The sequence below is a fragment of the Streptomyces sp. NPDC001270 genome, from assembly GCF_042896695.1.
Taxonomy (GTDB): domain Bacteria; phylum Actinomycetota; class Actinomycetes; order Streptomycetales; family Streptomycetaceae; genus Streptomyces.
Window position 1 is genome coordinate 1 of sequence record NZ_JBIAXM010000022.1, and the last position, 20,720, is coordinate 20,720.

General features: G+C 71.1%; 20 protein-coding genes. 19 read left to right on the forward strand and 1 reads right to left on the reverse strand.

The window, feature by feature from the left end; genetic code table 11:
* The 6 genes from ACFY2B_RS30855 to nusB form a co-directional block, all read left to right on the forward strand.
* A partial coding sequence (locus ACFY2B_RS30855) for a shikimate kinase (protein WP_390766355.1) occupies nucleotides 1–366 on the forward strand: 366 nt, incomplete at its 5' end.
* Nucleotides 363–1,454, forward strand: coding sequence for a 3-dehydroquinate synthase (gene aroB, locus ACFY2B_RS30860; RefSeq protein WP_390766356.1), 1,092 nt, complete (start codon nucleotides 363–365; stop codon nucleotides 1,452–1,454). The genes ACFY2B_RS30855 and aroB, both read left to right, overlap by 4 nt.
* Before the next feature lie 185 nt (nucleotides 1,455–1,639).
* A complete protein-coding gene (locus ACFY2B_RS30865; protein WP_390766357.1) occupies nucleotides 1,640–2,497 on the forward strand; it encodes a Pro-rich N-terminal domain-containing protein in 858 nt (285 codons plus the stop codon).
* Nucleotides 2,498–2,859: 362 nt separating this feature from the next.
* Nucleotides 2,860–3,966 (forward strand): aminopeptidase P family protein, encoded by a 1,107-nt coding sequence (locus ACFY2B_RS30870; RefSeq protein WP_390766358.1) that lies wholly within the window; start codon nucleotides 2,860–2,862, stop codon nucleotides 3,964–3,966.
* Nucleotides 3,967–4,056: 90 nt separating this feature from the next.
* The gene (gene efp, locus ACFY2B_RS30875) at nucleotides 4,057–4,623 is read left to right on the forward strand and encodes an elongation factor P (RefSeq protein WP_376525052.1); all 567 of its coding nucleotides are present in this window, start codon (nucleotides 4,057–4,059) and stop codon (nucleotides 4,621–4,623) included.
* Between the two features lie 2 nt (nucleotides 4,624–4,625).
* On the forward strand, nucleotides 4,626–5,054 hold the full coding sequence (gene nusB, locus ACFY2B_RS30880; RefSeq protein WP_390766359.1) for a transcription antitermination factor NusB: 429 nt from the start codon (nucleotides 4,626–4,628) through the stop codon (nucleotides 5,052–5,054).
* A 212-nt stretch (nucleotides 5,055–5,266) separates the two neighbouring features.
* On the opposite strand, the gene bldD is transcribed toward nusB, so the two are convergent.
* The gene (gene bldD, locus ACFY2B_RS30885) at nucleotides 5,267–5,770 is read right to left on the reverse strand and encodes a transcriptional regulator BldD (RefSeq protein ID WP_376536443.1); all 504 of its coding nucleotides are present in this window, start codon (nucleotides 5,768–5,770) and stop codon (nucleotides 5,267–5,269) included.
* A gap of 253 nt (nucleotides 5,771–6,023) precedes the next feature.
* On the opposite strand from bldD, the gene pyrR reads away from it, so the two are divergent.
* From pyrR to metK, 13 genes are all read left to right on the forward strand, one after another.
* Nucleotides 6,024–6,593: a bifunctional pyr operon transcriptional regulator/uracil phosphoribosyltransferase PyrR gene (pyrR, locus tag ACFY2B_RS30890; RefSeq protein ID WP_376536441.1), complete on the forward strand. Its 570-nt coding sequence runs from the start codon at nucleotides 6,024–6,026 to the stop codon at nucleotides 6,591–6,593.
* Nucleotides 6,594–6,688: 95 nt separating this feature from the next.
* Nucleotides 6,689–7,753, forward strand: a complete 1,065-nt coding sequence (locus ACFY2B_RS30895; RefSeq protein ID WP_390766360.1) for an aspartate carbamoyltransferase catalytic subunit — start codon at nucleotides 6,689–6,691, stop codon at nucleotides 7,751–7,753.
* Nucleotides 7,754–7,758: 5 nt separating this feature from the next.
* Complete coding sequence (locus ACFY2B_RS30900) at nucleotides 7,759–9,045, forward strand: dihydroorotase (RefSeq protein ID WP_390766361.1); 1,287 nt, start codon at nucleotides 7,759–7,761, stop codon at nucleotides 9,043–9,045.
* The gene (locus ACFY2B_RS30905; protein ID WP_390766362.1) at nucleotides 9,042–9,635 is read left to right on the forward strand and encodes a hypothetical protein; all 594 of its coding nucleotides are present in this window, start codon (nucleotides 9,042–9,044) and stop codon (nucleotides 9,633–9,635) included. Before ACFY2B_RS30900 ends, ACFY2B_RS30905 begins: the two co-directional genes overlap by 4 nt.
* Nucleotides 9,632–10,789, forward strand: a complete 1,158-nt coding sequence (gene carA, locus ACFY2B_RS30910) for a glutamine-hydrolyzing carbamoyl-phosphate synthase small subunit (RefSeq protein ID WP_390766363.1) — start codon at nucleotides 9,632–9,634, stop codon at nucleotides 10,787–10,789. The genes ACFY2B_RS30905 and carA overlap by 4 nt, the downstream gene beginning before the upstream one ends.
* Nucleotides 10,782–14,099 (forward strand): carbamoyl-phosphate synthase large subunit, encoded by a 3,318-nt coding sequence (gene carB, locus ACFY2B_RS30915; protein WP_390766364.1) that lies wholly within the window; start codon nucleotides 10,782–10,784, stop codon nucleotides 14,097–14,099. The genes carA and carB overlap by 8 nt, the downstream gene beginning before the upstream one ends.
* A 66-nt stretch (nucleotides 14,100–14,165) precedes the next feature.
* Entirely contained in the window at nucleotides 14,166–15,281 is a 1,116-nt protein-coding gene (locus tag ACFY2B_RS30920) for a quinone-dependent dihydroorotate dehydrogenase (RefSeq protein WP_390766365.1), read from the forward strand.
* Nucleotides 15,278–16,165, forward strand: coding sequence for an orotidine-5'-phosphate decarboxylase (gene pyrF / locus ACFY2B_RS30925; protein WP_390766366.1), 888 nt, complete (start codon nucleotides 15,278–15,280; stop codon nucleotides 16,163–16,165). The genes ACFY2B_RS30920 and pyrF overlap by 4 nt, the downstream gene beginning before the upstream one ends.
* Before the next feature lie 301 nt (nucleotides 16,166–16,466).
* Nucleotides 16,467–16,790: an integration host factor gene (locus ACFY2B_RS30930; protein ID WP_030810589.1), complete on the forward strand. Its 324-nt coding sequence runs from the start codon at nucleotides 16,467–16,469 to the stop codon at nucleotides 16,788–16,790.
* Nucleotides 16,791–16,849: 59 nt separating this feature from the next.
* Nucleotides 16,850–17,407, forward strand: a complete 558-nt coding sequence (gene gmk, locus ACFY2B_RS30935; protein ID WP_376536424.1) for a guanylate kinase — start codon at nucleotides 16,850–16,852, stop codon at nucleotides 17,405–17,407.
* Between the two features lie 38 nt (nucleotides 17,408–17,445).
* Nucleotides 17,446–17,718 (forward strand): DNA-directed RNA polymerase subunit omega, encoded by a 273-nt coding sequence (rpoZ, locus tag ACFY2B_RS30940; protein ID WP_005319902.1) that lies wholly within the window; start codon nucleotides 17,446–17,448, stop codon nucleotides 17,716–17,718.
* A 186-nt stretch (nucleotides 17,719–17,904) separates the two neighbouring features.
* Complete coding sequence (gene coaBC, locus ACFY2B_RS30945; protein WP_390766367.1) at nucleotides 17,905–19,107, forward strand: bifunctional phosphopantothenoylcysteine decarboxylase/phosphopantothenate--cysteine ligase CoaBC; 1,203 nt, start codon at nucleotides 17,905–17,907, stop codon at nucleotides 19,105–19,107.
* Nucleotides 19,108–19,347: 240 nt separating this feature from the next.
* On the forward strand, nucleotides 19,348–20,571 hold the full coding sequence (metK, locus tag ACFY2B_RS30950) for a methionine adenosyltransferase (protein ID WP_390766368.1): 1,224 nt from the start codon (nucleotides 19,348–19,350) through the stop codon (nucleotides 20,569–20,571).
* The last annotated feature ends 149 nt before the right edge of the window (nucleotides 20,572–20,720 follow it).

The window sequence follows — 20,720 nt, forward strand, 5'->3', positions numbered from 1 at the left end:
GTCGATGAGGGGGAGGCCGCTTTCCGGGCGATGGAGAAGCGTGCGGTGCGTACCGCGCTCGCCGGGTACGAGGGTGTACTCGCGTTGGGCGGTGGTGCGGTTCTCGACGCGGACACCCGTGCCCTGCTCTCGGGCCACCGGGTGGTCTATCTGTCGATGGACGTGGAGGAGGCGGTCAGGCGGACGGGTCTGAACGTGGCCCGGCCGCTGCTGGCGGTCAATCCGCGTCGGCAGTGGCGTGAGTTGATGGAGGCGCGGCGGCACCTGTACGAGGAGGTCGCCGTGGCGGTGGTGGCGACGGACGGTCGCACACCCGAAGAAGTCACCCAAGCGGTCCTGGACGCACTGGAGTTGAAGGAAGCATGAGTGAGACCCTGACGCGGATCCAGGTCGGTGGCACGGCGGGCAGCGAGCCCTACGAAGTCCTGGTCGGCCGCCGGCTTCTGGGTGAACTGCCCGGGCTGCTGGGGCGGCGGGCCGACCGGGTGGCGGTGATCCACCCCGAGGCGCTGGACCAGACCGGTGAGGCGGTCCGCGCCGACCTGGCCGAACAGGGCTACGAGACGGTCGCCATCCAGGTGCCGAACGCCGAAGAGGCCAAGACCGCCGAGGTCGCCGCCTACTGCTGGAAGGCGCTCGGCCAGTCCGGCTTCACCCGGACCGACGCCATCGTCGGCGTGGGCGGCGGCGCGACCACGGACCTGGCCGGGTTCGTGGCCGCGACCTGGCTGCGCGGAGTGCGCTGGGTCGCCGTCCCGACGACGGTGCTGGGCATGGTGGACGCGGCCGTCGGCGGCAAGACCGGCCTCAACACGGCCGAGGGCAAGAACCTGGTCGGCGCCTTCCACCCACCCGTCGGCGTCCTGTGCGACCTCGCCGCGCTGGACTCGCTCCCGGTCAACGACTACGTCTCCGGCCTCGCCGAGGTCATCAAGGCCGGCTTCATCGCCGACCCGGTGATCCTGGACCTCATCGAGTCCGACCCCGAAGGCGCGCGCACACCGGCGGGCCCGCACACCGCGGAACTCATCGAGCGGTCGATCCGGGTGAAGGCCGAGGTGGTCTCCGCCGACCTGAGGGAGTCGGGCCTGCGGGAGATCCTGAACTACGGCCACACCCTCGGCCACGCCATCGAACAGAACGAACGCTACAAGTGGCGGCATGGCGCCGCCGTCTCGGTCGGCATGCACTTCGCCGCTGAACTCGGCCGTCTGGCAGGCCGGTTGGACGACGCGACGGCCGACCGCCATCGCACGGTGCTGGAGTCGGTGGGGCTGCCGCTGCACTACCGCCACGACCAGTGGCCCAGGCTGCTGGAGACGATGAGGGTCGACAAGAAGTCCCGCGGCGACCTGCTGCGCTTCATCGTCCTGGACGGGCTCGCCAAACCGACCGTCCTGGAAGGCCCGGACCCGGCCGTGCTGCTCGCCGCCTACGGCGAAGTGGGCCAGTAGGTCCGCCCACGCGGCATCCGTCCGATTCGCCTGGCGGGCCGGGCACTTCGGACCGTCCCCGGCCGTTTCACCAAACGACGGCCGGGGACGGTACCGTTCGGTAGCGAGCGGGGCTCGCACTCCGCTGTCGGCGCCGAAGGCCAGCGGCGGACGAGCCCGAGAAGAACGAGACGGAGTGGCACCGGATGCAGCACGCAGTGGGTTCTCCGCTGCCGCCGCCCCACCAGCCGGGGCAGGGACCGACCGCCGGAGGGCCGCCGGCCGCGAACGGACCGGGAGCCCACCAGGGTCCCGCACCCGTGCCCCCGCCGCCACCGGTGTCCGGCTTCCCCGGAGCCGGAACCCCCACCGGCCCGGTGCCGCCCGCACCCCCGCAGCACACCCCGTTCGTGCCGGACGGCACCGGCCATGTACCGCTGCCACCCGGCGGGCCCGTCGCCATGCCCAGCCCGTCGCACGCCGCCACCGCCGCGCCCGACCCGACCACCACCATCCTGGCCGTGCTGCTGATCGGCCCGGCGGGCGCGGGCAAGACGAGCGTCGCCAAGTACTGGGCGGACCACCGGCGGGTCCCCACCGCGCACATCAGCCTCGACGACGTCCGCGAATGGGTCCGCTCCGGCTTCGCCGACCCCCAGACCGGCTGGAACGAGCACTCCGAGGCGCAGTACCGCCTGGCGCGCCGCACCTGCGGCTTCGCCGCCCGGAACTTCCTGGCCAACGGCATCTCCTGCATCCTCGACGACGCCGTGTTCCCGGACCGCCCGGTGGTGGGCCTGGGCGGCTGGAAACGCCACGTCGGCCCCGGGCTGCTCCCGGTCGTCCTGCTGCCCGGCCTCGACATCGTCCTGGAGCGCAACGCCGAGCGCCGCGGCAACCGCCGGCTGACCGACGAGGAGGTCGCCCGCATCCACGGCCGCATGGCCGGGTGGTACGGCTCCGGCCTGCCGATCATCGACAATTCCCATCTGGACGTGCCGGGCACGGCCCGCGTCCTGAACGACGTCCTGACCAGGGCGATAGCGAGCCCCCCGAACTGGTGACCGCGGACGGGCCACCGCCGCCCGCGCGCCGCGGCCCGCACCGACGACCAGCACCTGCCGGACCCACCGGGAAGGCCCGGACACCCGGCATCCCGTGCGGCCGGCCTCCGCCCGGCCGCCCGTACCTGGTCCCGTCCGGTCCCTCCTGGCCTCTTCTGGCCTCATCGGGTCCCGTCAAGTCATTCGCACCTCGTGCGGCCGGGTTCCGCCCGGTCGGCCGTACCCCGTACGGCCGACGGTTCCGCCCGAACCGCCCGCACCCCGTCCGACCCGGTCCCCGCACCCCCGACCGTGCCCCGTCGGTCCCTCGAACGGCACCTCCCCGACCGGCACAATCCGGCCACCGCTTCTACGCTCGACTCATGTCAGAGGTGTACGCGACCCGCCGATCCCGGCTGAGGGAGTGCTGCAACGCGACCGGCACCGCGGCGGCGCTCATCTCCCGCCCCGCCAACGTGCGCTACCTGGCGGGTGCCGCCCCCCAGGACGCGGTCATGCTCCTCGGCAGCAGCGAGGACCTGCTGGTGTGCGCCGTCCCGCCCGACGACCGCCCCACCGAGGGACGGCCGGACGAGAACCTGCGGGTGCACGTCCTGCCCGCGTCCGGCGGCGACCCCGCCGTGGCCGCCGCCCGCCTCGCCGACGGCCAGGGCGCCGACGCCCTCGCGGTCGAGGAGCACCACCTCACCATGGCCCGCTACCGAGCCGTCGACGCCGTCGCCCCCCGGCTGCGGCTCGCCGCCCTCGGCGCCGCCGTCGAACAGCTGCGGGTCGTCAAGGACGAGGAGGAGATCTCCTGCCTGCGGATCGGCGCGGAGATCGCCGACCAGGCCCTCGGTGAGCTGCTGGAGTCCATCCTGGTGGGCCGCACCGAGCGGCACCTCGCCCTGGAACTGGAGCGGCGCCTGGTCGACCACGGGGCGGACGGCCCCGCGTTCCCGACCTCCGTCGCCACCGGACCGCACTCCGGCCACCGCGGGCACCGCCCGACGGACCGCCGGGTCGAGGAGGGTGACTTCCTCTCCGTCTGCCTGGGCGCCGCCTACCGCGGCTACCGCTGCGAGATCGGCCGCACCTTCGTCATCGGCACGTCCCCCGCCGACTGGCAGATCGAGCTGTACGACCTGGTCTTCGCCGCCCAGCGGGCCGGGCGGGAGGCCCTGGTGCCCGGCGTCGCGTTCCGCGACGTGGACCGTGCGGCCCGCCAGGTGCTGGATTCGGCGGGCTACGGCGAGAGCCTGCAGCCCCTCACCGGGCACGGCGTCGGACTCGAAATCGACGAGGACCCTCAGTTGGCCCCCGCTGTCATGGGTAAACTGGACGCTTGCGTGCCGGTCACCGTCGAACCGGGAGTCCACCTCCCGGGACGGGGCGGTGTCCGGATCGATGACACGCTCGTCGTACGCCCCGAGGCGGACGGCGGACCCGAGCTACTCACCATCACGACCAAGGAGCTGCTCGCGCTGTAGCGACCGCAGGGAAGTGCAGGCACGTCCCCGGCGCCGCTCGGTTCGTGCCCCCCCGGGGTCGTCCACGTCAGTCCAGGAGATTCCGCAACCGTGGCTTCCACGAACGACCTCAAGAACGGCCTGGTGCTCAAGCTCGACGGCGGCCAGCTGTGGTCCGTCGTCGAGTTCCAGCACGTCAAGCCTGGCAAGGGCCCGGCCTTCGTGCGCACCAAGCTCAAGAACGTGCTCTCCGGCAAGGTCGTCGACAAGACCTTCAACGCCGGCGTCAAGGTCGAGACGGCCACTGTCGACAAGCGCGACATGCAGTTCTCGTACATGGACGGCGACTACTTCGTCTTCATGGACATGGAGACCTACGACCAGCTGCACATCGACCGCAAGGCCGTCGGCGACGCCGCCAACTTCCTCATCGAGGGCTTCGAGGCGACCGTCGCCCAGCACGAGGGCGAGGTGCTCTTCGTCGAGCTGTCGGCCGCGGTCGAGCTGACCGTCGCCGAGACCGAGCCGGGTGTCCAGGGCGACCGCTCCACGGGCGGCACCAAGCCCGCCACCCTGGAGACCGGGCACCAGATCCAGGTTCCGCTGTTCATCACCACCGGCGAGAAGATCAAGGTCGACACCCGCACCAGCGACTACCTCGGCCGGGTGAACAGCTAACCGTGGCTGCCCGCAACACGGCCCGCAAGCGTGCCTTCCAGATCCTCTTCGAGGCGGACCAGCGCGGTGCCGATGTCCTGACGGTCCTCGCGGACTGGATCCGGCTCTCGCGGACCGACACCCGGCAGCCGCCGGTGAGCGAGTACACGATGCTGCTGGTCGAGGGCTACGCGGAGCACGCACGGCGGATCGACGAGCTGATCGCCCAGTACTCGGTGGGCTGGACGCTCGACCGGATGCCGGTCGTGGACCGCAACATCCTGCGGCTGGGGGCGTACGAGCTGATCTGGGCCGACGAGACCCCGGACGCCGTCGTCCTCGACGAGATGGTGCAGCTGGCGAAGGAGTTCTCCACGGACGAGTCGCCCGCGTTCGTCAACGGGCTGCTCGGCCGGCTGAAGGAGCTGAAACCGTCGCTGCGCCGTGAGTAGCTCCGCCGGCGCTGAAGGGTGCGGGGAAGCCGTGGGAAGGCGGCAGAGGGGCGTCTGCGGGCCGTCAGCGGCCCTTCGTGACGTCCCCCGCCTGCCCACAGCTCCTCCGCGCCCCTGAGAAGGCCGCACGGCAGGAAAAAACCGCCGGGGTGGCCGGAACCGTGAAGTTCCGGCCACCCCGGCGGCACGTTTCTGCTGAGACGTCGGGCGACTCAGGCTTCTTCGTGGGTGGCCACGGCACGGCGCGCGTCCGCGTCCAGGACGCCCCAGCTGATCAGCTGCTCGGTGAGGACCGAGGGCGACTGGTCGTAGATGACGGCGAGTGTGCGCAGATCGTCCTGGCGGATCGACAGCACCTTGCCGTTGTAGTCGCCGCGCTGCGACTGGATCGTCGCCGCGTAGCGCTGCAGCGGACCTGCCTTCTCGACCGGCACCGTGGCCAGTCGCTCCAGGTCCAGGACCAGCTTCGGCGGCGGCTCGGCGGCGCCGCCCGGAGTGGTGCCGGGCAGCAGTTCCTGCACCGGAACGCCGTAGAAGTCCGCCAGCTCCGCCAGGCGCTGCACGGTCACGGCACGGTCGCCGCGCTCGTACGAACCGACCACGACGGCCTTCCAGCGGCCCTGGGACTTCTCCTCGACACCGTGGAGGGAAAGGCCCTGCTGGGTGCGGATGGCCCGGAGCTTGGCCCCGAGCTGTTTGGCGTATTCGCTGGACATATAGCTCCCCGGACACTGTGTCGACGCGGCCGGCTGCGATTCCCGCCGCGCGGCTGGTAACTCACTGTGAGGTTACGCAGCGTGACACTTCTGCGTCAAGCCGAATGGTCCACACCGACTCATCCGTGGTAGACGCGACGCATTGGGCCAACCGGGTGATCGGAGGGGTCCAAACCACCTGCTACGGTAGATGGCGCAATTCCGGCGTCCTTTAAGGTCCGTCCCGTGAGGCGGAGAAGGAGGTCCGTTTCATATGGACACGCAAGCGTCCGATGCCCGGCCCGTGCTCGAAGGGCCCGACATCGCGCGGGTGTTGACCCGCATCGCCCACGAGATCGTCGAGCGCGCCAAGGGCGCCGACGACGTGGTGCTCCTCGGCATTCCGACCCGGGGCGTCTTCCTCGCCCAGCGGCTCGCCGCCAAACTCGAGCAGATCACCGACCGCCCGATGCCCACCGGGTCGCTCGACATCACGATGTACCGTGACGACCTGCGCATGCAGCCACCGCGCGCGCTGGCCCGCACGGACATCCCCGGCCAGGGTGTGGACGGGCGTCTCGTCGTCCTCGTCGACGACGTGCTGTTCTCCGGCCGCACCATCCGGGCCGCCCTCGACGCGCTGAACGACATCGGGCGCCCCCGCGCGGTCCAGCTCGCGGTCCTCGTCGACCGCGGCCACCGCGAGCTGCCCATCCGCGCCGACTACGTCGGCAAGAACCTCCCCACCTCGTTGCGGGAGACGGTCAAGGTCCAGCTCGCCGAGGAGGACGGCCGCGACACCGTCCTGCTCGGCGTCAAGCAGGCCACCCCCGGCGATCGCTAGCACGCCGGCGCGCGGCCCGTGCCGTGCGTCGCGTCGCCGTGCCCATGCCTGCCCGGATTCTCCCGATACCTGAACTGCCTTACGGAGCCTGACAGATGCAGCGTCATCTCATCTCGGCCGCCGATCTCACCCGCGACGACGCCATCCTGATCCTCGACACCGCCGAGGAGATGGCCCGGGTCGCCGACCGGCCGATCAAGAAGCTGCCGACCCTGCGCGGCCGCACGGTCGTCAACCTCTTCTTCGAGGACTCCACCCGCACCCGGATCTCCTTCGAGGCCGCCGAGAAGCGGTTGTCCGCCGATGTCATCAACTTCACCGCCAAGGGGTCGAGCGTCTCCAAGGGCGAGTCCCTGAAGGACACCGCCCAGACCCTGGAGGCGATGGGCGTCGACGCCGTCGTCATCCGGCACGGCGCCTCCGGCGCGCCCTACCGGCTCGCCAACTCCGGCTGGATCGACGCCGCCGTGATCAACGCCGGTGACGGCACCCACCAGCACCCCACCCAGGCGCTGCTCGACGCGTTCACCATGCGCCGCCGCCTGACCGGCCGGGACACCGGCCTCGGCCGCGACCTCGCCGGCCGGCACATCACCCTGGTCGGCGACGTCCTGCACAGCCGGGTCGCCCGCTCCAACGTCGACCTGCTGCACACCCTGGGTGCGGAAGTCACCCTGGTCGCCCCGCCGACCCTGCTGCCGGTCGGCGTCGGGGCATGGCCCTGCGAGGTGTCGTACGACCTCGACGCGACGCTGCCCAAGTCCGACGCCGTGATGATGCTGCGGGTGCAGCGGGAGCGAATGAACGCCGCCTTCTTCCCGACCGAGCGCGAGTACGCGCGGCGCTACGGCCTGGACGCCGACCGCATGGCGCGGATGCCCGAGCACGCCATCGTCATGCACCCCGGCCCGATGGTCCGCGGCATGGAGATCACCGCCGAGGTCGCCGACTCCGACCGCTGCACCGCCGTCGAGCAGGTCGCCAACGGGGTGTCGATCCGGATGGCCGTCCTGTACCTGCTGCTCGGCGGCAACGAGCCCGCCGGCACCCGGCACCACCCGTCCGACGAGCGCTCCGCGCACCCCCCTGCCGGATCCGCCGCCCACCACCCGTCCGACGTGCGCTCCGCACACCCGCTCACCGCGGCCGAGGAGAAGTGAGAACGATGAGCAAAATCCTGATCCGGGGTGCCGACGTGCTCGGCGGCGGACCGCAGGACGTCCTGATCGACGGCGGGACCGTCGCCGCCGTGGGCGCCGGGCTGGACGCGGACGGCGCCGAGGTCGTGGAGGCCGCCGGGAAAGTCCTGCTCCCGGGCCTGGTCGACCTGCACACCCACCTGCGGGAACCCGGCCGCGAGGACTCCGAGACCGTGCTGACCGGCACCCGCGCCGCCGCGTCCGGCGGCTACACCGCCGTGTTCGCCATGGCCAACACCTTCCCGGTCGCCGACACCGCGGGCGTCGTCGAGCAGGTCTACCGGCTCGGCCGGGAGCACGGCTACTGCGACGTGCAGCCGATCGGCGCCGTCACCGTCGGCCTGGAGGGCAAGCAGCTCGCCGAGCTGGGCGCCATGCACGAGTCCGCCGCGGGCGTCACCGTCTTCTCCGACGACGGCAAGTGCGTCGACGACGCCGTGATCATGCGGCGTGCGCTGGAGTACGTGAAGGCGTTCGGCGGGGTCGTTGCGCAGCACGCGCAGGAGCCGCGGCTGACCGAGGGCGCCCAGATGAACGAAGGCGTCGTCTCCGCCGAGCTGGGCCTGGGCGGCTGGCCCGCGGTCGCCGAGGAGTCGGTCATCGCCCGGGACGTCCTGCTCGCCGAGCACGTCGGCTCCCGCGTCCACATCTGCCACCTGTCGACCGCCGGATCCGTGGAGATCGTCCGCTGGGCCAAGTCCCGCGGCATCGCCGTCACCGCCGAGGTCACCCCGCACCACCTGCTGCTCACCGACGAACTGGTGCGTTCGTACAACCCGGTCTACAAGGTGAACCCGCCGCTGCGCACCGAGCGCGACGTGCTGGCCCTGCGCCAGGCGCTCGCCGACGGGACGATCGACATCGTCGCCACCGACCACGCCCCGCACCCGCACGAGGACAAGGACTGCGAGTGGGCCGCGGCCGCCATGGGCATGGTCGGCCTGGAGACCGCGTTGTCCGTGGTCCAGGAGACGATGGTGGAGACCGGCCTGCTGGACTGGGCGGGCGTCGCCGAGCGCATGTCGTTCGCCCCGGCCCGGATCGGCCGGTCCGACGGCCACGGCCGTCCTGTCTCGGCAGGCGAGCCCGCCAACCTCACCCTCGTCGACACGGCATACCGTGGCCGGGTGGACCCCGCGGGCTTCGCCTCGCGCAGCCGCAACACCCCGTACGAGGGGCGCGAGCTGCCGGGCCGTGTCACCCACACGTGGCTGCGGGGCAAGGCCACGCTCGTCGACGGGAAGCTCACGTGACACCTGCAACACTGCTCGCAGCCACCATCGCGCCCGCGCTCGCCACCGAGAAGAAGTCGGCCCAGGTCACCGACTGGGCCGGCCGGATCGGCTGGCTCGTCGGACTCGCCCTCTTCGTGGCGCTCGTGTACTGGCTGATGCGCGAGGGCTGGAAGTGGCGCGGCACGCTCCAGAGCGACCTGCCGGAGCTGCCGACCGCGCCGGAGAACCCCGGCCCGGCCGCACTGGCGCTGACCGGCCGCTACCACGGCTCCACCACCGCCGGGCAGTGGCTGGACCGCATCGTGGCCCGCGGCCTCGGCACCCGCAGCCGGGCCGAGCTGACCCTGACGGAGGCGGGCCTGGACGTCGTACGTCCCGGAGCCGCCGACTTCTTCGTCCCCACCGCGGCGCTGCGTGCGGCGCGGCTCGACAAGGGCATCGCGGGCAAGGTCCTCACCGAGGGCGGCCTGCTCGTCGTGACCTGGGCACACGGCGACCGGTTGATCGACTCCGGTTTCCGCTCCGACCACGCCGCCGAACACGGTGAGTGGGTCGACGCCATCAATTCCATGATCAAGACACCCAGCACGGAAGGCGCCGAACGATGACGACCTCCACACAGGGGAACACCTCGCAGAGGAAAAAGGTGCTTCCCGCGGTTCTCGTCCTGGAGGACGGCCGGATCTTCCGCGGCCGCGCCTACGGGGCCGTGGGGGAGAGCTTCGGCGAGGCCGTGTTCTCCACCGGCATGACCGGCTACCAGGAGACCCTCACCGACCCGTCGTACGACCGCCAGATCGTCGTCGCGACCGCCCCGCAGATCGGCAACACCGGCTGGAACGACGAGGACGACGAGTCCGGCCGCATCTGGGTCGCCGGCTACGTCGTGCGCGACCCCGCGCGCGTGCCGTCCAACTGGCGTGCCACGCGCTCCCTGGACGACGAACTCGTCCGCCAGGGCGTCGTCGGCATCTCCGGCGTCGACACCCGCGCCCTCACCCGCCATCTGCGCGAACGCGGCTCCATGCGGGCCGGAGTCTTCTCCGGCGACTCGATCGCCCCCGAGGCGGACCTCCTCGCGCGCGTGCAGGCCCAGCCGCACATGAAGGGCGCGAGCCTCTACGAGGAGGTCGCGACCCGGGAGGCGTACGTCGTCCCGGCGATCGGCGAGAAACGGTTCACCGTCGCCGCCGTCGACCTCGGGATCAAGGGCATGACGCCGCAGCGGATGGCCGAACGGGGCATCGAGGTGCACGTCCTGCCCGCGACCGCGACCCCCGAGGACGTGTACGCCGTCGCGCCGGACGGCGTCTTCTTCTCCAACGGCCCCGGTGACCCGGCGACGGCCGACGGCCCGGTCGCCCTCATGACCGCCGTCCTTGAGCGGCGCACACCGCTGTTCGGCATCTGCTTCGGCAACCAGATCCTGGGCCGCGCCCTCGGCTTCGGCACCTACAAGCTCAAGTACGGCCACCGCGGCATCAACCAGCCGGTGCAGGACCGTACGACCGGGAAGGTCGAGGTCACCGCGCACAACCACGGGTTCGCCGTGGACGCGCCGCTCGACCGGGTCAGCGACACGCCGTTCGGCCGCGCCGAGGTCTCGCACGTCTGCCTCAACGACGATGTCGTGGAGGGGCTGCACCTGCTCGACCAGCCGGGCTTCTCCGTCCAGTACCACCCCGAGGCGGCAGCGGGCCCGCACGATGCCGCCTACCTGTTCGACCGCTTCGTCTCCCTGATGGAGGGCCAGCGTGCCTAAGCGCACCGATATCCAGTCCGTCCTGGTCATCGGCTCCGGCCCGATCGTCATCGGCCAGGCCGCGGAGTTCGACTACTCCGGTACCCAGGCGTGCCGCGTCCTCAAGGCCGAGGGGCTGCGCGTCGTCCTCGTCAACTCCAACCCGGCGACGATCATGACCGACCCGGAGATCGCCGACGCCACCTACGTCGAGCCGATCACCCCGGAGTTCGTCGAGAAGATCATCGCCAAGGAGCGGCCGGACGCCCTGCTGCCCACCCTGGGCGGCCAGACGGCCCTCAACACGGCGATCTCGCTGGACGAGAGCGGAGTCCTGGAGAAGTACGGCGTCGAGCTGATCGGCGCCAACGTGGCGGCCATCCACAAGGGCGAGGACCGCGACCTGTTCAAGGCGGTCGTGGCGGAGGTCCGGCGCAAGACCGGGCACGGCGAGTCCGCCCGCTCCGTGATCTGCCACTCCATGGACGAGGTGCTCGCGGGCGTCGAGACGCTCGGCGGCTACCCGGTCGTCGTCCGTCCGTCCTTCACCATGGGCGGCGCGGGCTCCGGCTTCGCCCACGACGAGGACGAACTGCGCCGCATCGCCGGCCAGGGCCTGACGCTCTCCCCGACCACCGAGGTGCTCCTGGAGGAGTCGATCCTCGGCTGGAAGGAGTACGAGCTGGAGCTGATGCGCGACAAGCACGACAACGTCGTGGTCGTCTGCTCCATCGAGAACTTCGACCCCATGGGCGTGCACACCGGCGACTCGATCACCGTCGCCCCGGCGATGACGCTGACCGACCGCGAGTACCAGATCCTGCGGGACATCGGCATCGCCGTGATCCGCGAGGTCGGCGTGGACACCGGCGGCTGCAACATCCAGTTCGCGGTGAACCCCGAGGACGGCCGGGTGATCGTCATCGAGATGAACCCGCGCGTGTCCCGGTCCTCGGCCCTCGCGTCCAAGGCCACCGGATTCCCGATCGCGAAGATTGCCGCGAAGCTCGCCGTCGGCTACACCCTCGACGAGATTCCCAACGACATCACGCGTGAGACCCCGGCATCCTTCGAGCCGACCCTCGACTATGTCGTCGTCAAGGCCCCTCGATTCGCGTTCGAGAAGTTCCCGAGCGCCGACTCCACGCTGACCACGACCATGAAGTCGGTCGGCGAGGCCATGGCCATCGGGCGCAACTTCACCGAGGCGTTCCAGAAGGCGCTGCGCTCGCTGGAGAAGAAGGACAGCCAGTTCACCTTCGTCGGCGAGCCGGGCTCCGACGGCGACAAGGACGCGCTGCTGCGCGAGTCGGCCCGGCCCACCGACGGCCGGATCAACACCGTGATGCAGGCCATCCGCGCGGGCGCCACGCCCGAGGAGGTCTTCGAGCACACCAGGATCGACCCGTGGTTCGTCGACCAGCTGTTCCTGATCAAGGAGATCGCGGACGAGCTGGCCGCCGCCCCCGAGCTGACCGGTGACCTGCTGGCCGAGGCCAAGCGGCACGGCTTCTCCGACCAGCAGATCGCCGGGATCCGCGGGCTGCGCGAGGACGTCGTGCGCGAGGTGCGGCACGCCCTCGGCATCCGCCCGGTGTACAAGACCGTCGACACCTGCGCCGCCGAGTTCGCCGCGCGGACGCCGTACTTCTACTCCTCCTACGACGAGGAGACCGAGGTCGCTCCGCGCGAGAAGGCCGCGGTGATCATCCTGGGCTCCGGCCCCAACCGGATCGGCCAGGGCATCGAGTTCGACTACTCCTGCGTGCACGCGTCCTTCGCGCTGTCCGACGCCGGGTACGAGACCGTGATGGTCAACTGCAACCCGGAGACCGTCTCCACCGACTACGACACCTCCGACCGCCTCTACTTCGAGCCGCTGACCCTGGAGGACGTGCTGGAGATCGTCCACGCGGAGCAGCAGGCAGGACCGGTCGCGGGCGTCATCGTGCAGCTCGGCGGCCAGACCCCGCTGGGCCTCGCCCAGGCCCTGAAGGACAACGGCGTGCCGATCGTCGGCACCCCGCCCGAGGCGATCCACGCCGCGGAGGACCGCGGCGCCTTCGGCCGCGTCCTCGCCGAGGCCGGCCTGCCGGCCCCGAAGCACGGCACGGCGACCACCTTCGCCGGGGCCAAGGCCATCGCCGACGAGATCGGCTACCCGGTCCTGGTGCGGCCCTCCTACGTCCTCGGCGGACGCGGCATGGAGATCGTCTACGACGAGGTGCGCCTCGCCTCCTACATCGCCGAGTCCACCGAGATCAGCCCCTCCCGGCCGGTGCTCGTCGACCGGTTCCTCGACGACGCCATCGAGATCGACGTGGACGCGCTCTACGACGGCGAGGAGCTGTACCTCGGCGGCGTCATGGAGCACATCGAGGAGGCCGGCATCCACTCCGGCGACTCGGCGTGCGCGCTGCCCCCGATCACCCTCGGCGGCTTCGACATCAAGCGCCTGCGCGCCTCGACCGAGGCCATCGCGCGGGGCGTCGGCGTGCGCGGCCTGATCAACATCCAGTTCGCGCTGGCGGGCGACATCCTGTACGTCCTTGAGGCCAACCCGCGCGCCTCCCGCACGGTCCCCTTCACCTCGAAGGCGACCGCCGTGCCGCTGGCCAAGGCCGCCGCCCGGATCTCCCTCGGCGCGAGGGTCGCCGACCTGCGCGCCGAGGGGCTGCTCCCGGCCCACGGTGACGGCGGCGAGATGCCGCTGGACGCGCCGATCTCCGTCAAGGAGGCCGTCATGCCCTGGTCGCGCTTCAGGGACGTCCGCGGCCGGGGCGTGGACACCGTGCTCGGCCCGGAGATGCGCTCGACCGGCGAGGTCATGGGCATCGACTCCGTCTTCGGCACGGCGTACGCCAAGTCCCAGGCGGGCGCGTACGGGCCGCTGCCGACGAAGGGCCGCGCCTTCATCTCGGTCGCCAACCGCGACAAGCGCTCCATGATCTTCCCGGCGCGGGAACTGGTCGCCCACGGCTTCGAACTGCTCGCCACCTCCGGCACCGCCGAGGTCCTCAGGCGCAACGGCATCAACGCCACGGTCGTGCGCAAGCAGTCCGAGGGCACCGGCCCGAACGGCGAGAAGACCATCGTCCAGCTCGTGCACGACGGTGAGGTCGACCTCATCGTCAACACCCCGTACGGCACCGGCGGCCGTCTCGACGGCTACGAGATCCGTACGGCCGCGGTGGCCCGCTCGGTGCCCTGCCTGACCACGGTCCAGGCGCTCGCCGCGGCGGTCCAGGGCATCGACGCGCTCACCCACGGCGACGTGGGCGTCCGCTCGCTCCAGGAACACGCGCGGCACCTGACCGCGGCCCGCGACTAGCGGCCCCCAGGGGGACACCGGAAACGGTGTCCCCCTCTTCGTGGGGCTCACCCAGAGGACAATGACATGTACAAGCTTTTCTTCCGCCTGGTCTTCTCGCGGATGGACCCGGAACAGGCGCACCGGCTCGCCTTCCGCTGGATCCGCCGCGCCGCCCGCATTCCGGTGCTGCGCACCTTCCTCGCCGCCGCCCTCGCGCCCCGCCACAGGGAACTGCGGACGGAGGCGTTCGGGCTGCGCATGCACGGCCCCTTCGGGCTCGCCGCCGGCTTCGACAAGAACGCCGTCGGCGTCGACGGCATGGCGATGCTGGGCTTCGACCACGTCGAGATCGGCACGGTGACCGGCGAGGCGCAGCCCGGCAACCCGAAGAAGCGGCTGTTCCGGCTGGTCCCCGACCGGGCGCTGATCAACCGCATGGGCTTCAACAACGAGGGCTCGCTCGCCGTCGCCGCCCGGCTCGCCGCACGTGAGCCCGTCTTCCGCACCGTGGTGGGCGTCAACATCGGCAAGACCAAGACCGTTTCCGAGGCGGACGCGGTCGCCGACTACGTGAAGTCGGCCGAACGACTCGCCCCGTACGCCGACTACCTGGTCGTGAACGTGTCGTCGCCCAACACCCCGGGGCTGCGCGACCTTCAGGCCACCGCGGCGTTGCGCCCCCTGCTGACCGCGGTCCGCGCCGCCGCCGACGGCGCGCTGCCCGGCCGCCGCGTGCCGCTCCTGGTGAAGATCGCGCCCGACCTCGCCGACGAGGACGTCGACGCCGTCGCCGACCTCGCCGTGGAGCTGGGCCTGGACGGCATCATCGCCACCAACACCACCATCGCGCGCGACGGCCTCGGCCTGGTCTCCGCCCCCGCGGTCGTCGGGGAGAGGGGCGGACTCTCCGGCGCGCCCCTGAAAACGCGCTCCCTGGAGGTGCTGCGGCGCCTGTACGCGCGCGTGGGCGACCGGATCACCCTGGTGGGCGTCGGCGGCATCGAGAACGCCGAGGACGCCTGGCAGCGCATCCTGGCGGGCGCCACCCTGGTCCAGGGCTACAGCGCCTTCATCTACGAGGGCCCCTTCTGGGCCCGCGCGATCCACAAGGGCCTCGCCGCCCGCCTGGGCACCAGCCCGTACGCCACCCTCGCCGACGCGGTCGGCGCCGACGTGAAGAAGGCAGGCAGGACCGTATGAGCGCCTCCCGCACTTCGTCCGGGCCCGCCGGGCCCGAGCGTTCCTCAGCAGAACCCTTCGGCGCCCGCCTGCGCCGCGCCATGGACGAGCGGGGCCCGCTGTGCGTGGGCATCGACCCGCACGCCTCCCTGCTCGCCGAGTGGGGCCTGAACGACGACGTCGCCGGCCTCGAGCGGTTCAGCCGCACGGTCGTCGAGGCGGTGGCCGGCCGGGTGGCCGTCCTCAAGCCGCAGAGCGCGTTCTTCGAGCGCTTCGGCTCGCGCGGGATCGCCGTCCTGGAGAAGTCGGTCCAGGAGGCGCGCGCGGCCGGTGCCCTGGTCGTCATGGACGCCAAGCGCGGCGACATCGGCTCGACCATGGCCGGCTACGCCGAGGCGTTCCTGCACCCGGACGCCCCGCTGTTCTCGGACGCCCTGACCGTCTCGCCGTACCTCGGCTACGGCTCGCTGGGCCCCGCCCTGGCCCTGGCGCGGGAGAGCGGCGCGGGCGTCTTCGTGCTGGCGCTGACCTCCAATCCGGAGGGCGGCGAGGTGCAGCACGCGGTGCGTCCCGACGGCCGGACCGTCGGCGCGACGATGCTGGCGCACCTGGCGGCGGAGAACGCCGGCCGGACGCCCCTGGGCTCGTTCGGCGCGGTCGTGGGCGCCACGCTCGGCGACCTGTCGGCGTACGACCTCGACATCAACGGTCCGCTCCTCGCGCCCGGCATCGGAGCCCAGGGGGCGACCCCGGCCGACCTTCCCGGACTTTTCGGGAAAGCCGTGCGCAATGTGGTCCCGCACGTCAGCCGGAGTGTTCTGCGTCACGGTCCCGAGCCCAGGGCGCTGCGGGCCGCCGCGGAACGTTTCGCGGAGGAGATCCGGGCCTGCGTGACGGCCGGCTGAGTCCTCCGACGGGTGTCCGGACGGCGGCGCGGCGACGCCTTGAGTCTGGATACATTCTCAAATCCGGGGCAGTATGTCTGAAATGTCCGACCTGATGGAGGCTGACCAGGACTTTTCCGCTGTTCTCGCTGACTCTGGCGGACTTGCCCGCTAGTCTCCGAGCAGTGGGGGCACCTCCCACGCCCTTCAAGGCAGTGGGGGAGAACGGGCCAGCGTGTTGCTCGTGGCTCCCCAGGTGTGGGGCGACTAGGTTCCTCACCGGTCCGTATCCGAATAGTTCGACATCCGAGGTGACGTAGGCGTGGCTCTTCCGCCCCTTACCCCTGAACAGCGCGCAGCCGCGCTCGAAAAGGCCGCCGCGGCTCGCCGGGAGCGGGCCGAGGTCAAGAATCGACTCAAGCACTCCGGCGCCTCGCTTCACGAGGTCATCAAGCAGGGCCAGGAGAACGAGGTCATCGGCAAGATGAAGGTCTCCGCCCTGCTTGAGTCCCTGCCGGGCGTGGGCAAGGTCCGCGCCAAGCAGATCATGGAGCGTCTCGGCATCTCCGAGAGCCGCCGTGTACGTGGCCTCGGCTCCAACCAGATCGCTTCCTTGGAGCGCGAGTTCGGCAGCACCGGTTCCTGAGCCCGGGTACTCCGGGAAGGGAGTCCCGGGCACTCCGGGATTGCTGGAATAATTGCTGCATGAGTGAACGTCCGCGGCTGACCGTGCTCTCCGGCCCCTCCGGGGTCGGCAAGAGCACGGTCGTCGCCCATATGCGCAAGGAACACCCCGAGGTCTGGCTCTCGGTGTCGGCGACCACCCGCAGGCCCCGCCCCGGCGAGCGGCATGGCGTCCACTACTTCTTCGTCACCGACGAGGAGATGGACAAGCTGATCGCCAACGGCGAGCTGCTGGAGTGGGCCGAATTCGCCGGCAACCGCTACGGCACGCCGCGTACGGCCGTGCTGGACCGCCTGGAGGCGGGCGAGCCCGTCCTCCTGGAGATCGACCTCCAGGGCGCCCGGCAGGTCCGTGAGTCCATGCCGGAGGCCCAGCTGGTGTTCCTGGCTCCGCCCACCTGGGAGGAGCTGGTGCGCAGGCTCACCGGCCGTGGCACCGAGCCTCCCGAGGTGATCGAGTGCCGTCTGGAGGCGGCCAGGACCGAGCTGGCCGCCGAGCCGGAGTTCGACCTGACCTTGGTCAACACCTCCGTCGAGGATGTGTCGGGCGAGCTGCTAGCCTTGATGGACGTTGTGTGATTGTGTCTGATCTTTTCCCATCTTTCGGAAGGTAGAGCGTGTCCTCTTCCATCACCGCGCCCGAGGGCATCATCAACCCGCCGATCGACGAGCTGCTTGAGGCCACCGACTCGAAGTACAGTCTCGTGATCTACGCGGCCAAGCGTGCCCGTCAGATCAACGCGTACTACTCGCAGCTCGGCGAGGGCCTGCTTGAGTACGTCGGTCCGCTCGTCGACACCCATGTCCACGAGAAGCCGCTCTCGATCGCCCTGCGTGAGATCAACGCGGGTCTGCTGACCTCCGAGGCCATCGAAGGCCCGGCGCAGTAACGACGCGCGGCAGCACTCGATCCGCGCGGTAGTACATCGCGGTCATACATTCGGACCGCGGTTGACTTGTCCACAGGCCCGCCAGCACGAGCTGTCGGGCCTGTGGTGTGCTCGGGGGAGCGGGGCGGGCGCCCCGCCGTGGTGCAGCATGGGCATGGAGTACGGTTCCGAGTCCGGGGAGAGACGGTGGACAAGCCGAAGGTCGTTCTGGGGGTCAGCGGAGGCATCGCCGCCTACAAGGCATGTGAGCTGCTGCGCAGATTCACCGAGTCGGGGCACGACGTGCGTGTCGTCCCCACCGCCGCCGCGCTGCACTTCGTCGGCGCCGCCACCTGGTCCGCGCTGTCCGGCAACCCCGTCTCCACCGAGGTCTGGGACGACGCCGACGAGGTCCCGCACGTCCGGATCGGCCAGCACGCCGACCTCGTCGTCGTGGCCCCCGCCACCGCCGACACGCTCGCCAGGGCCGCCCACGGCCTCGCCGACGACCTGCTGACCAACACGCTCCTGACGGCGCGCTGCCCGGTCGTCTTCGCCCCGGCCATGCACACCGAGATGTGGGAGCACCCGGCCACCCAGGAGAACGTGGCGACGCTGCGCCGCCGGGGCGCCGTCGTCATCGAGCCCGCGGTCGGGCGGCTGACCGGTGTCGACACCGGCAAGGGCCGGCTGCCCGACCCCGCCGAGATCTTCGAGGTCTGCCGGCGCGTGCTGGCCCGCGGGGTCACCGAGCCCGACCTGAAGGGGCGGCACGTCGTCGTCTCCGCAGGCGGCACCCGCGAGCCCCTCGACCCGGTCCGCTTCCTCGGCAACCGCTCCTCGGGCAAGCAGGGCTACGCCCTCGCGCGCACGGCCGCCGCGCGGGGGGCCCGGGTGACCCTGGTCGCGGCCAACACCGGCCTGCCCGACCCGGCCGGCGTGGACGTCGTCCCGGTCGGCACGGCGGTCCAGCTGCGCGAGGCGGTGCTCAAGGCCGCCGCCGACGCCGACGCGGTGGTGATGGCCGCCGCCGTGGCCGACTTCCGTCCGGCCGCCTACGCGACCGGGAAGATCAAGAAGAAGGACGGCCAGGACCCCGAGCCCGTCGTGCTGGTGCGGAATCCGGACATTCTCGCGGAGATCTCGGCCGACCGGGCGCGGCCCGGACAGGTGATCGTCGGCTTCGCCGCCGAGACCGACGACGTCCTCGCCAATGGCCGGGCGAAGCTGGCACGCAAGGGGTGCGACTTCCTCGTGGTGAACGAGGTGGGGGAGGGGAAGACGTTCGGTTCCGAGGACAACGAGGCCGTGGTATTGGGCGCCGACGGCAGCGAGACCCCGGTGCCGCACGGCCCCAAGGAGGCTCTCGCCGAGATCGTCTGGGATCTGGTACGGGACCGTTTGGACTGATTTGTTTCAGCCGTTCGACAGCTTCCCTCAGCGCGACATTCTCCCGGAGGGCCTCTGGTCAATGCGGTACGGCATTGGGCAGAATGCCCGTGCCGCAGGTCACAGCGTTCCCAACCGGCGAGACTGCTGGGCCCGCGGCGAAGTGCGACCGATAAACTGTTTTGCGGATGTCGCCGGGCGCAGCTCCCCGCGCCGTCCGCCAATGATCAGCCAGCAGCCGCTGCAACCCCAGGGAGCGTTGTGTCCCGTCGCCTGTTCACCTCGGAGTCCGTGACCGAGGGTCACCCCGACAAGATCGCTGATCAGATCAGCGACACCATTCTCGACGCGCTTCTGCGTGAGGACCCGACCTCCCGGGTCGCCGTGGAGACGCTGATCACGACCGGCCTGGTGCATGTGGCCGGCGAGGTCACGACCAAGGCGTACGCGGACATCGCGACCCTGGTCCGGGGCACCATCCTCGGAATCGGTTACGACTCCTCGAAAAAGGGCTTCGACGGCGCGTCCTGCGGTGTGTCGGTGTCGATCGGCGCCCAGTCCCCGGACATCGCCCAGGGCGTGGACACGGCGTACGAGTCCCGGGTCGACGGCGGCGTGGCGGCCGGCGCCAAGGACGATCTGGACAAGCAGGGCGCGGGCGACCAGGGCCTGATGTTCGGGTACGCGACGGACGAGACGCCGACGCTGATGCCGCTGCCGATCTTCCTGGCCCACCGGCTGTCCAACCGGCTGTCCGAGGTCCGCAAGAACGGCACCATCCCCTACCTCCGCCCGGACGGCAAGACGCAGGTCACCATCGAGTACGACGGCGACAAGGCGGTCCGTCTCGACACCGTGGTCGTCTCCAGCCAGCACGCGTCGGACATCGACCTGGAGTCCCTGCTGGCGCCCGACATCCGGGAATTCGTCGTCGAGCCGGAGCTGAAGGCGCTGCTCGACGAGGGCATCAAGCTGGAGACCGAGGGCTACCGCCTGCTGGTCAACCCCACCGGCCGGTTCGAGATCGGCGGCCCGATGGGTGACGCCGGCCTCACCGGCCGCAAGATCATCATTGACACCTACGGCGGCATGGCCCGCCATGGCGGCGGCGCCTTCTCCGGCAAGGACCCGTCCAAGGTGGACCGCTCGGCCGCCTACGCGATGCGCTGGGTCGCCAAGAACGTGGTCGCGGCGGGCCTCGCCTCGCGCTGCGAGGTCCAGGTCGCTTACGCCATCGGCAAGGCCGAGCCGGTCGGCCTGTTCGTGGAGACCTTCGGCACCCACAAGGTCGAGCCCGAGCGGATCGAGAAGGCGATCGACGAGGTCTTCGACCTCCGCCCGGCCGCCATCATCCGCGACCTCGACCTGCTCCGTCCGATCTACGCCCAGACCGCGGCCTACGGCCACTTCGGCCGCGAACTGCCGGACTTCACCTGGGAGCGCACGGACCGCGTGGACGCCCTGCGTGCGGCCGTGGGCCTGTAGCTTCGGCGTACAACCGCCGCCGGGGCCCGGTTTCCTTCGGGGGAGCCGGGCCCCGGCATGTCTTCGGTCAGCCGACCGGCCCGAACCGGATGCGGCGGCGGGCGCGGCCGGCGCGTTCGTGGCCGTCAACTCCTGCTCCTGTCGGACCG